The sequence below is a fragment of the Metabacillus flavus genome (assembly GCF_018283675.1).
In the GTDB taxonomy this organism is placed as follows: domain Bacteria; phylum Bacillota; class Bacilli; order Bacillales; family Bacillaceae; genus Metabacillus_B; species Metabacillus_B flavus.
The window spans coordinates 3,084,506-3,097,056 of the sequence record NZ_JAGVRK010000001.1 but is presented as its reverse complement, the minus strand read 5'-3'; the positions used below and the strand labels follow the sequence as shown (position 1 = coordinate 3,097,056).

Below are 12,551 nucleotides of genomic sequence, written 5' to 3'. Positions count from 1 at the left end.
CGCCTGGAAAAGAACAGCAAAAAAGGACATACATTAGATGTCCTTTTTTGCTGAAACGATAGCCTGAGATAAAGTCGAGCGGATATTGGTTTTCTCAAAAGAAAGACCAAGCTGCATAGCAGTCATGGCAATTTCAGGCCGGATGCCTGAGATTGTAGTCTTGACGCCTATTAAATTGAGAGTGTCAATCAGCTGGAAAATTTGCTGGGCGACCATTGTATCAATAATTACAACCCCTGATAAATCGATAAACAGATGTTCAATGCCTTTTTGAGAGCATTGCTCCAGTGTATTCTCAAGAATGATTTTTGCCCTTGCGGTATCAATGTCGCCTACAAGCGGCAAAAGAGCATCCTTGTTGGCGAGGCTAATGACAGGAGAACTGAGCTCGTAGATCATTTCCTGCTGTGCTTTCAGCTGCTGCTTAGAATTGTTCTCCGCTTCCTCTACAAATTTTAGAATGGCAATATCAAAGACTTCCAGCACTTTGTTCATCCACTCATCAGCCAGGTCGCACGAGACTTCATCGCGGTGCTCAAGAATAAATGCGTTAATCAGTGTTATATACTGTTTGCGGACTCTTTTAAACTCTTTAATAACAAAGTAATTAGGAGTTTTAAGATGGGCTCCATCTCTTGCCACTTTATGAACCCATTCGTAGAATCGAATCAAAAATGTTTCTTTTTCCTCTATAAAAATATCAGGTGCATGGATGTGGAATTCTAGATTTTGAGCTTTAACTCCCTCAATTACTTCAGGGTCTTTAGAACCATAAACGGTAGAAGGATCATAATTTCCGAGGGTGCTGTACCAGTCCTCAGTCAGTTTACTGGCATGCTGGCGGAAGTATTCTCGAAGCGCCTGATTCATATCCATAAATTTCACCCCTAAATATTAAAATCTCTTTGTTATTTTACCAGAAAAAAGAAGAAGTTTCTTATGTGTTTAAAAATAAAAGCAAAACTGCAGGTCCTGAAGAATACAATCACTGCTTTTCATAAAATTCATTGGGTTCAGCAAGAAGTTGATGCTTTTTTAGTAAAATAATTAATTGATTAAGAGTAACTTAATTCTCTTTAAAATGCCATATCATCAAATAAACTTAATACCGCACGATACTATTTTCTCTAATTCTCTTCATAATTTCAAGAAATAGCCGATTTATATAACTGTAGCAGTAATCAGAGGAGGCCCACAAAAATGAGATTAAAGGATAAAGTAAGTGTTGTAACAGGCGGAGCAGAAGGAATCGGCAGAGAAACAGCGATAAGACTTGCAAAAGAGGGCTCAAAAGTAATTGTTTCTGATTTTAATGAAGAACTAGGAGAGCTTACAGTTCGCGATATTCAAGAAAGCGGCGGAGAAGCCCGCTTTTTTAAAGCAGATGTAACAAGCTTTGAACAAGTAGAAGCACTTGTAGAATTCACGGTACAGACGTTCGGGAATATTCATGTCATGTTCAATAATGCGGGAATCGGAATTACAAAACCATTTTTAGATCATTCACCTGAGGATTATCATAAGGTTGTAAATGTGAATCAGCATGGTGTTTATTATGGAATGCTTGCGGCAGCCCGGAAAATGAAGGATCTGGGTACGGAAGGCGTGATTATTAACAATGCTTCTGTGTTCGGATTTGTCGGGACACTCGGAATTACGGGCTACCAAGCTGCAAAAGGTGCGGTTGTTATGCTGACAAAACATGGTGCGCTTGAACTGGCCCCTCATGGAATTCGAGTAGTAGGAGTCGGACCTGCAGCGGTTAATACGAAAATTGTTCAAGGATACAGAGATGCTGGTTTGCTTGAATATATGAAGCAGCAGCAGCTTACTAGAAAGCTGATTGAGCCAGAAGAAATTGCTGCAGTTGTAGCCTTCCTGGCAACAGATGAAGCTCGCTCCCTTAATGGATCTGTCGTAATGGCAGATGATGGATTTTCAAGCTTTAAATCAGATATCAGACCTTAATACAGCAGGCGGCAGTAAAGCAGCCGCTTGTCTTCTAAAATCATTCGGGTAAAAGGGGTATTCACATGCAGAATGTTCAGCAGATAATCGAAGCGGACATCAAAAAGAAAAACTTATTAATGTACACAGCTTTCTCCATATCACTTGTTCTTGCTCTATTAAAATCAATTGGAACGAAAGAAACAGAAACGATAATCCTCTTTGCATCAGAACTTATCCTATTTACCGTTGTTTTCTTCCTATGCCAAAAGATCCTCAAAAAATATATTCTCTTTCCTTATACAAGTGCGGTACTGGTAAACGTGTTTACGATTACGGGTATTTATGTAGCCGGGGGAGGATGGACCGTAGTGATTGTCACCTTCTTTTTGGCGATTTTTGCAGCGGTTCATTTTCGAAGGCTAATTTTCGCGATTGGATTTACACTTGGTTTTGTCACCATTATCCTTGCTGCTCTGCACAGCACAAAAGAATTGGCCTCCATTCAAGCAAACGTCGCAACCGTTATTCTTGCATATGGACTTTCAGGACTGATTTTATCTGTGCTCATCCATTTAAACAGAAAACAGTCGGACCATGTCCAGCAACTTGTTCTTGAAACAGAAACGAAAGCGGCTGAAGAGAGCAGGCAAGCTGCTAAGCTTCACGACAGTATGAAACATATTCTTGAAAGTGTTTCTGTGGCAAGCGAACGCATTCAAAGCAATCTAAGAGCTCAGAGCGATATGAAGGCAGGGCTCAATGAAATTGCTTCTGGAAGCTACCAGCAGACGGAGCAAATTTCAAATATTTCTCAAAACACCTCAGCCTCCCATGAAATGATGATGAAGCTGAGTAATCAAATGAAAGAGCTTTTAGAGGAAGCCGGACAAACGCAGAAAATAACTGGTGAAGGAGAAAGCAAGGTTTCCTATTTTACTCAGGATGTTACGGAGATTAAAGTGACGATTTCGGACCTTAACCGGTCGTTTCAAGAGCTGAGTGAAAAAGTAAAAGAAACCAATTCTTTCTCAAACAGCATTAAACAAATTTCTGAACAAACCAACCTTTTGGCATTGAATGCCTCCATTGAAGCTGCACGGGCGGGAGAAGCAGGCAAAGGATTTTCGGTCGTTGCAGAAGAAATCCGGAAGCTTGCTGAAATGACAAATAAAACAGCTGAAAGCATAACGGCCAATTTGCTGCAGGTCAACCATGATAATTCGCTTACCCTGAAAAAAATGGAGGAAAGCGAAAGGAAAATTGTAAAGGTATTGGGCTCATCTGAAGATGTAGGGAAATATTTTGAAACGCTGAAGAGAATGATTCAGAAGATGAATGAAGATTTTCTTCATACAGAAGTAGTGTACAGCAAAGTGGTTGACAGCAGCTCCGAAGTTGAAAAATCAACAGCAGAGCTTGCTGCGATTATTGAAGAATCGAGTGCGGGACTCGAAGAAATGAATGCTTCTGTCGAAACGCTCACCACTGATAATGAATTGATTTCAGATTTAATGATCCAAACCTCCGGCAAAGCGAAAGAAATTATGAATGCGCATCAAAATTAAATATGGCTCTTTTCTTTTCAATTGCTGATCTTTAATAGGTTCTTTGCGGACGATGCCCGGGAAAACGGGCATCCCAACCCTATTCTATACCATTTCAGCAGTAAAGTTTGCGGAAACAGCCAGCCAATAAAAGGAGTCTGCTGCAGGCTCCTTTTTACATGGGAAAAATAATGCTAAAATTGATGGAGTGAAACGTCCATCGGCTGGGATTTCGCTGATGGTTAGTCAGGGTCCGCAGGATGAGGGCCGCACAGACGTTGCTGCAGGACGCGGCGTATTCAGTCTGTGATCTTTCGTCAAGGCATTTACGGCAGTTTGTTCTTACCCATTTTTCTTTTAGGAAACCGTACAGGACTTTTGGGCAGATACTGCATGCTGTGAATAAAGAGTTTTTTCAAAATAACCGGAAGTACGAGGTGGAGTATGAAAGGTGAAGAAAGCGAATTAGAGGGATTACGAACAGAAATTAAAGCGCTAAACCAAAAGGTGACGGACTGTGAGCAGTTAATAAAGGATTTATCTGCCCCCATTATCCCTTCTATTATACCGGAGACCGTTCTTATTCCTTTTACGGGAAGGCTGGATGCGGATCGTTTCGAGCTGATGATCACGAAGATTACCGAGTACATTTTTTCAGCAAATGTGAATACAGCGGTCATTGATTTCACTGCTATATCCAAGAAGGAGATAGGAGAGATTTCTGTTTTTGGAAGATACATTGAGAATTTGACTTCTACTTTAAAACTCATGGGTGTACAAGTGCTGTTTGTTGGCTTCACCCCTGCTATTACCCAAATCCTTACAGAATCCAGGCAGGCTTTTGTGAAGGAGTTGAACACCTTTTCATCCTTCCGCACAGCTTTGCAATATTTAATGAAGGAAAAAGGCATGGTTTTTCAGAAAATCAATGAACGTTAAAGATTTCCAGCTGTTTTCTTTAAATGAATAAATATATTGGTTATCCACTTTGCAATAAGAGCTACACTGGAATAGCCGATAAATAGGGTTAAATAGCTTGCTCCGCGATTCAGCTGAAAAAGCTCAGCAGCAACCATGATTGGTTTAAAGATAAAGGACATGAAGGCACTGTACAATGCCATATAGAGATAATAGTTTTTCTTATGTTTCAGAACCCATTGGTAAATGAGCATGTAAGAAACGGGAGCAAAAGAAACATCCAACGCAAAACTCACAGGGAGAAACGGGATAAGCTTGTAAGGAAATAACCAATATCCCTGACTGGCCCCATACGCATCAATATAGACATACCACACATGTGTGCTATATCCGTAAAAACCAAGGAAAAAGGCTTTATTCCTGTCTATTACAAAATAAAGAAGTACGAGCGGGACGATCAGGAAGCCGATATTCAGCCAAAACTGCCAAGTATGGAAGGATGAATAATTGAGCCAATAGTGGAGCCATGCTTTCGTATGCTCCAGCTGGAGTGACTGGATTTTATCTAAAAGTTCCTTCTGATGATTTCCCATAATCTCCTCCATGATTTGTATTGATAAGGTTAGTTTTACGGTCTTTTGACCATTTCATGCACGAATCGGCTAATATTTCTTGAGGGGGTTTCAGATGAAAAAGCTTATCAATAAAAGAATTGTTTTTGCGGGCCAGAGAAAAGCTGAGGAAATAAAATCGATCATCGAAAATTATGGAGGGACGTATCTTCACCGTCCTGCCCAAGGAACGGTTTTTTTAAACGATGAACAGCTTGAAAAAGACGTCCGGACCATTATAAGCGGTTATTTCGACTGGATCATTTTAACGACAGGGATGGGATCTGAAGCGCTTTTAAAGAAAGCTGCAGAAATGAAGGCAGAAGACTCATTCTTAGCAGAATTAAAAAAGCTTTCAATTGGAATCCGGGGATATAAAACCGCCAAGTTTCTTGCGGGGATGCATCTTGAACCAGCTGTTCGAGATGATGACGGGAGTAACGATGGCTTGCTCAGGGAACTCGAAAAGCATGATTTCAGCGGAAAGAAAGTGGCTATTCAGCTGCATGGAGAGCGGGCTCCGAAACTGGTAGGATTTTTCAAAGCCCAGGGAGCTGAATGTGTGGAAATCCAGCCATACCTTCACATCGCTCCTGATGAAGAGACGATGCGGTCTCTGGTGGAGGAAATTATCCACAAAGATGTAGATGCTGTTTATTTCACAAGCAAACCTCAAGGCCGGTTTCTAATGGATTTCGCAAGAAAGTATGGCGCAGCAGAACAAGTGACACAAGCTTTTTCCGACCATGTTGTTGCTTTAGCAATAGGAAAGGTAACAGCACAGGCTTTGAAGGAAGAGGGAATAGAAAGACTGGTTGTGCCTGACCACGAGCGGATGGGCAGCGCCATTGTGGAGCTTGGGAACTATTATGAAGAAATGAAGGGATGAAGGCAGCCTGAATGGGCTGTTTTTTTTGTTTCTCAAGTTTAAATGAGGGCAATTTTGAGGAATATGAATCGAATAGTTTTCAAATTCAGTTTATTTCTAATGGGTTGGGGAAAGAAAAATGATAGAAGTTCTTTTTTTCTAAATTTTTTCAGCAGAGAGGAAGAGGAGAAATTGCCGGAAACATTTAATGTGAAAATAAACGGGATCGATGCAGTAGCGAGTGAAGAGCAGACGATTCTTGAGCTTTTGTCGGCTTCTTCGATTGAGATTCCGAACGTTTGCTATCATCCGAGTCTTGGTGCAATCGAAACATGTGATACATGTTTGGTGAAGGTGAATGGAGAATTCGTAAGATCCTGTTCTGCAACCCTTAAAGATGGTGACAAGGTTGATACGGACTCCAAACCTGTAAAAGAAGCACAGATTATCGCCATGGACCGAATATTGAAAAATCACGAGCTCTACTGTACGGTTTGTGATTACAACAACGGCGGATGTGAAGTACATAATACAGTTAAAGAAATGAAGATCAATCATCAAAGCACTCCTTTTGCTCAAAAGCCTTACCCTGTTGATCATTCCCATCCATTTTACCGATACGACCCTGATCAGTGCATTCTATGCGGCCGGTGTGTAGAAGCGTGTCAGAATGTTCAGGTAACAGAAACGCTCACAATTGATTGGGAACGGGAGAAACCGCGTGTTATCTGGGACAATGATGTTCCCATCAATGAATCTTCCTGTGTTTCCTGCGGACATTGCTCCACGGTATGTCCATGCAACGCCATGATGGAAAAAGGAATGGAAGGCGAAGCGGGATATATGACGGATATCCAAAAAGAAACCCTTCGCCCAATGATTGAGATTACGAAAAATGTTGAAACAGGCTACGGATCGATCTTAACCATATCGGATATGGAGTCTGCAATGCGTGAGGAGAGAATTAAGAAAACAAAAACGGTCTGTACGTATTGCGGAGTAGGATGCAGCTTTGACATCTGGACAAAGGGCCGGGATATTTTAAAGGTAGAGCCTCAGGCTGAAGCGCCTGCTAACGGAATTTCTACTTGTGTTAAAGGCAAATTCGGCTGGGATTTCGTTAACAGCGAAGAGCGGCTGACGAAGCCGCTGATCCGTGAAGGAGACGGATTCCGAGAAGCAGAATGGGAAGAAGCTCTAGCATTGATTGCTGGCAAGTTTACAGAAATTAAAAACGAGCACGGCCCTGGCGCTCTAAGTTTTATCAGCTCTTCAAAATGTACAAATGAAGAGTCTTATTTAATGCAGAAGCTTGGAAGAGCAGTCATTGGAACCAACAACATTGACAACTGTTCAAGATATTGCCAAACCCCTGCTACGATGGGATTGTTTAGAACGGTGGGCCATGGAGGAGATTCAGGAGGCATTAAGGATATTGAAATGTCTGACCTGGTACTGGTTATAGGCTCCAATACGTCTGAATCCCATCCCGTTTTATCCACAAGAGTGAAGCGGTCCCACAAGCTTCATGACCAAAAATTAATTGTTGCCGACTTAAGAAAACATGAAATGGCTGAGCGTTCCGATTTATTTGTAAAACCTAATCCAGGTTCTGATTTAGTATGGCTGTCTGCTGTGACTAAATATATCGTCGATCAGGGCTGGGCTGATGAAACCTTTTTAACAAACAAGGTAAATGGCTTGAAGGATTATGTTAGAAGTCTTGAACCCTACACAATGGAATATGCCGCCGAAGCTACAGGTATCAGCATAGCCGATTTAATCAATATAGCGGAAATGATTCACGAAGCAAAAACGGTTTGTGCTTTGTGGGCAATGGGAGTTACTCAGCATCTAGGAGGAAGCGATACAAGTACGGCTATCTCTAACCTCCTGTTAATTACCGGAAACTATGGGAAGCCGGGAGCTGGATCCTACCCGCTGCGCGGACATAACAATGTACAGGGGGCAAGTGATTTTGGAAGCATGCCGGATCGTTTCCCATCCTATGAAAAGGTGACAGATCCATCGGTCCGCAGCAAATATGAAAAGGCTTGGGGAGTCGACCTGCCAGCTGAACCCGGATTGAATAACCATGAAATGATTGCTGCTATCCATGACGGAAACCTGAAGGCGATGTATGTCAAAGGCGAAGAAATGGGAATCGTCGACTCCAACATCAATTATGTGCAGGCAGCATACGAAAAGCTGGACTTCTTTGTTGTACAGGATATTTTCTTTACCCGTACCGCACAATTTGCTGACGTTGTTCTTCCTGCAAGCCCCAGTCTTGAAAAAGAAGGGACGTTTACGAATACAGAGCGCAGAATACAGCGTCTTTACCAGGTGCTTGAACCCCTTGGAGATTCTAAGCCGGACTGGAAAATTATTATGGAGATCGCAAATAGACTGGGCGCAGAATGGACATATAATCACCCGAGTGAAATTATGGCCGAAGCTGTCCAGCTAGCACCCCTGTTTGCGGGAGTAACCTATGACCGTTTAGAAGGATACAATAGCCTTCAATGGCCTGTTGCAGAAGATGGAAAAGATACACCGCTTCTTTTCACGGATGGATTCCCATTCCCTGATGGAAAGGCAAGGCTTGTACCTCTTGAGTGGACTCATCCGCTCTCCTGCGAATCTGAATATGATGTTCATGTGAATAATGGCCGTCTTCTTGAGCACTTCCATGAAGGGAACATGACTTATAAATCAAAAGGAATTACAGGAAAAACTCCAAGGACCTTCCTTGAAGTATCTGCAGCATTAGCGGAGGAGAAAGGCATAAAAACCGGATCTTTAGTCCGGCTCATTACCCCTTACGGTCAGGTTAAAGTACAGGCGCATATAACAGACAGAGTTCGCGGCAAGGAAGTATATCTCCCTATGAACGACAGCGGGGAAGCTGCCATCAATCTGCTGACAAGCAGCTATGCGGACAAAGATACGGATACTCCAGCTTATAAAGAAGTAAAAGCGAAGCTTGAAGTCCTCGAAGCAGAAGGAATCGATCCGCTGCCGAGGGTGAACCACCGGAACGGCAATCCGAAGCCTCAAACCGGGGTGGAAGTTCAAAGAAAATGGGCCCGGAAGGATTATGTATTCCCGGGAGATTTAGTGAAAAAAGGAGCGAAACCATAATGGCTAATGCAACCACTAAAATCAAAAAGCTTGAGATTAGTGAAGAGGATCAGCGGAAAAAGGATTTGCGTGAAGTGGAAGATGCATTAGTCTCCAATAAAACAGCCATTCTGGAATCTCTGCAGCTTATGCAGCACATCCAGGATCGAGGGATATTGTCTCTTTTAAACGGTTTATTCGGCCAGGGAGATAAAGTGCTGCACGTCCTGGTGAAGGCACTCGATAAACCAGAGAATACAAACGCACTTAAAAACATGCTGCTTATGCTTGGTGTCCTTGGCACCATTAATGTGCAGCAGCTTGAACCCCTTTTGATCAAACTGAACAAAGGGGTCGAAAGGGTAGCGAAAAAAAAGGATACAGATCATAAAACCGGTTATTTAGACGTTGTCCGCTCACTGAAAGACCCTGAAATTAACAGAGCAGTGACATTGCTGCTGACATTTTTAAAAGGTGTTGGTGAGGAGACCGAGCATATGGAAAAAAACAAGCAGCAGGAAGCCGGCGAAAGGGTGGACCTGGGAGAAAATGGATAATAGGTTCAGAGGACAGGTACATGGCGGGAGTGTGCCTGTCCTTTTTTTGGGACGAAACAGCTGGGGGCCATTCACGGGTATATTTCGACTGCCTGGGCGGCAGCCGGCCTTGCTGCTTGTATCGAATATAAGAGAGCTGACAGAAAGCTATTCGATTACTCTCTATCTATTCACAGGAGCCTTTATCTAAGCGCTTGTCATCTCGCTGCTGATCCGGTTAAACATCTGCAGCATAAAAAAGAATCAGGTCCATCATCCAGAGAAAGCGCTTTAAAAAAGGAGAATTTTTGCAATCCCTATATACAGGAATTAGAACGAATATTATATGGTATAATTGCTATAGAGAGGGAGTGTCCTTTTGAAAAACTCAAACAACCTGTTTCACTCTGGTGAGAGGGCCATTATTAAGAAAACGAAAGAACCCGTGACGATTGCAAAATGCCAATACGTCAAACATATGAAAAAGTTTTCGTACATTGTGAACGAAAATCCCAGTACCTTTTATTTTGAAGAGGAACTGCAGAAGCCGGAATAAGAACGCATTAAAACAGGCCCCTTGCTTACTAGGAGGCCTGTTTTTTTGATTAACCTTTTTTCTCAAGATTTACTCTTCCGGAAAAGAAAACGGCGCCTCCACCCATATCGGCAAGCCGGTCGGGAGTGAGGGAATTTACAAGCTGTTTTGTTCCAGGGGTGTCAGCCCACAAACCTTGAGTAACTAAAACACTTGGCAGTACGGTATTCCCAACTGCAGCAGTCAGTTCACATTCTCCGCGGTCATTCCATACTCTCGCAAGATCCCCATCCTTAATTCCAAGCCGTGCGGCATCCTCATCGTTCATAAACAAACGAGGCTGCTTTTCAAGGGCTGTATGTTTTTCATTATTGCTAAAGGTTGAATTCAAGAAATTGTGGTTTGGGCCTGGAACAAATAAGAAAGGAAAATCCCCGTCCTCAACCAGAGGGGAGTAAGTCGGAAGTGCAGGATAACCATGGGAATTCATTTGCTCGGAATAAAGCTCGATTTTTCCGCTTGGCGTAGGGAGTTTACCCGGAAACAGCGGTTTTACATCGGCTTTCACATAATCGTGTTTTGAAAGTTCATCATAGCTGATCCCATGTATATATGGATTATCTGATTGATCTACCGCCTGCCGGATTAATTCCTCTTCTGAAACATCAAATAGAGCGGGATCCATTCCAAACGCTTTTGCAAGCATGCGGAAAAGCTCAACATTTGATTTGGATTCACCGAACTTTTCGATGACAGGCTTTTGGATTTGCATGAAGTGATGCCAATAGGAAGTATAAAAATCCGTATTCTCAAACGAAGATGTGGCAGGCAGGACAAGGTCTGCGTAGGCAGCAGTTTCTGTCAAAAACAAATCATGAACGACAGTAAATAAGTCTTCCCTGGCAAGCCCTTTCCGAACTTTATTTCCTTCCGGAGCAACGACAGCAGGGTTGCTATTGTAAACGAACATTGATTTTACCGGCGGTTCCAGTTCAAGAAGGGCGCGCCCAATCTCATTCATATTAATGACACGTGTGCTTTTATTCCTCAGCAAATCCGTTCGTTTCAGTGCTTCACTGTCATGCTGCAAATAGCCCGAATTCCCTTTGATTGCACCACCGCCTTTTTTCATCCACTGTCCGGTAAGAGCGGGAAGACATGCGATCGTTCGAACATTCATCCCCCCGTTATCATGGTGCTGAATCCCATTTCCGATTCTGATAAAAGAGGGGGAGGTTTCTCCGTACATTCTGGATAACGTATATAAATCTTTAACCGGAACGCCCGTTATGGCCGAAACGGTCTCCGGATCATATTGAATGACATGTTCTCTTAATTCTTCATATCCGACTGAATATTTCTCCAGAAAAGCTTCATCCGTGTAATTTTCCTTAAAAAGAATATGCATCATACCGAGCGCAAGGGCGCTGTCAGTCCCGGGAAGAATCGGAATAAACCAGTCTGCCAAGCGGCCGGTCTGATTCCTGTGAACATCGATCACTACAATCTTAGCGCCATTCTTCCTAGCTTTTTGTGCGAGTGTCACTTGATGCATGTTCGTGCTCACTGCATTGATTCCCCAGAAAATAATCAATTTAGAGTGAATCGTTTCCTCCGGATCAATCCCGAAGCTGCCGCCCATTGTGTATTTGTAGCCGAAGGAACCCGCTACAGAACAAATGGCACGATTCAGCAAACTCGCTCCAAGCTGATGGAAAAACCGGCGGTCGATTCCTTCCGATGAGAGAAGCCCCATGTTTCCGTAAAAGCTGTAGGGGAGAATGCTCTCGGGCCCATCTCTTTCAATCAGCTTCATCCATCGGGATTTAATGGTTTCAATCGCTTCATCCCACGTAATCCTCTCAAACCGGCCCTCTCCTTTAGGTCCCACCCTTTTCATTGGATAGGCAAGGCGTTTCGGGTCATAAAGACGTTCTGTCATATGCCTCACTTTGTTGCATATGCTCCCCTTCGTTACAGGATGATCAGGATCCCCTTCAACCTTCACAATCTTTCCGTTCTCTTTATGCAAAAGCAAGCCGCACTGATCCGGACAATCCAATGAGCAAACAGATTTAAAGACTCCGTCAGGCTGTTCAGTATAAGATAGCATGACATTTCCCCCCTGGCATTAATTGTTATCCCTAATCTTAAACGAAATTGGATAGGGGATAAAGTGAAACTTCCGTCAGGCGGGTTCTCCTGACGGTTAGTTGAACCAATCGGGCCGTTACGGGCAGTTAATTGAAAAAGCGTCCACCAGCATATTTTCAAGGAAATCCTTAAAACGTGCCCCGTACTGCCCGTTACGGCGGGATAAAGTGAAACTTCCGTCAGGCGGGTTCTCCTGACGGTTAGTTGAACTAATCGGCCATTACGGGCGGTTTACTCCCGCGTTCACTATTTTAATGGTACTGAATCGTAATTTACTGACAATTCAGGGTATAGATTCCTAGTACTTGTCAT

General features: G+C 43.0%; 9 protein-coding genes and 1 pseudogene. 7 read left to right on the top strand and 3 right to left on the bottom strand.

The window, feature by feature from the left end:
* Nucleotides 1-33 precede the first annotated feature (33 nt).
* On the bottom strand, nucleotides 34-876 hold the full coding sequence (locus J9317_RS15865; protein WP_211560194.1) for an STAS domain-containing protein: 843 nt from the start codon (nucleotides 874-876) through the stop codon (nucleotides 34-36).
* 324 nt (nucleotides 877-1,200) lie between these two features.
* Between J9317_RS15865 and J9317_RS15860 the strand changes: the two genes are divergently transcribed.
* From J9317_RS15860 to J9317_RS15850, 3 genes are all read left to right on the top strand, one after another.
* Complete coding sequence (locus J9317_RS15860; protein WP_211560192.1) at nucleotides 1,201-1,968, top strand: SDR family NAD(P)-dependent oxidoreductase; 768 nt, start codon at nucleotides 1,201-1,203, stop codon at nucleotides 1,966-1,968.
* 65 nt (nucleotides 1,969-2,033) lie between these two features.
* On the top strand, nucleotides 2,034-3,515 hold the full coding sequence (locus J9317_RS15855) for a methyl-accepting chemotaxis protein (RefSeq protein ID WP_211560190.1): 1,482 nt from the start codon (nucleotides 2,034-2,036) through the stop codon (nucleotides 3,513-3,515).
* Nucleotides 3,516-3,938: 423 nt separating this feature from the next.
* Nucleotides 3,939-4,433, top strand: a complete 495-nt coding sequence (locus tag J9317_RS15850) for an STAS domain-containing protein (RefSeq protein ID WP_211560188.1) — start codon at nucleotides 3,939-3,941, stop codon at nucleotides 4,431-4,433.
* Here J9317_RS15850 and J9317_RS15845 read toward each other — a convergent pair.
* Nucleotides 4,430-5,005: a CBO0543 family protein gene (locus J9317_RS15845; RefSeq protein WP_211560186.1), complete on the bottom strand. Its 576-nt coding sequence runs from the start codon at nucleotides 5,003-5,005 to the stop codon at nucleotides 4,430-4,432. The two genes, J9317_RS15850 and J9317_RS15845, sit on opposite strands and share 4 nt — an antisense overlap.
* A gap of 94 nt (nucleotides 5,006-5,099) precedes the next feature.
* Between J9317_RS15845 and J9317_RS15840 the strand changes: the two genes are divergently transcribed.
* The 4 genes and pseudogenes from J9317_RS15840 to J9317_RS15825 all read left to right on the top strand — a co-directional run bounded on the left by J9317_RS15840 (nucleotide 5,100) and on the right by J9317_RS15825 (nucleotide 10,106).
* A complete protein-coding gene (locus J9317_RS15840) occupies nucleotides 5,100-5,912 on the top strand; it encodes a uroporphyrinogen-III synthase (protein ID WP_211560184.1) in 813 nt (270 codons plus the stop codon).
* 171 nt (nucleotides 5,913-6,083) lie between these two features.
* Nucleotides 6,084-9,042 (top strand): annotated as a pseudogene (gene fdhF / locus J9317_RS15835) (formate dehydrogenase subunit alpha).
* Nucleotides 9,035-9,571, top strand: a complete 537-nt coding sequence (locus J9317_RS15830; protein ID WP_211560182.1) for a helical membrane plugin domain-containing protein — start codon at nucleotides 9,035-9,037, stop codon at nucleotides 9,569-9,571. Before fdhF ends, J9317_RS15830 begins: the two are co-directional and overlap by 8 nt.
* Before the next feature lie 358 nt (nucleotides 9,572-9,929).
* Nucleotides 9,930-10,106, top strand: a complete 177-nt coding sequence (locus tag J9317_RS15825; RefSeq protein WP_197491623.1) for a hypothetical protein — start codon at nucleotides 9,930-9,932, stop codon at nucleotides 10,104-10,106.
* Nucleotides 10,107-10,155: 49 nt separating this feature from the next.
* On the opposite strand, the gene J9317_RS15820 is transcribed toward J9317_RS15825, so the two are convergent.
* Complete coding sequence (locus J9317_RS15820) at nucleotides 10,156-12,198, bottom strand: molybdopterin oxidoreductase family protein (RefSeq protein ID WP_211560180.1); 2,043 nt, start codon at nucleotides 12,196-12,198, stop codon at nucleotides 10,156-10,158.
* Between the last annotated feature and the right edge of the window lie 353 nt (nucleotides 12,199-12,551).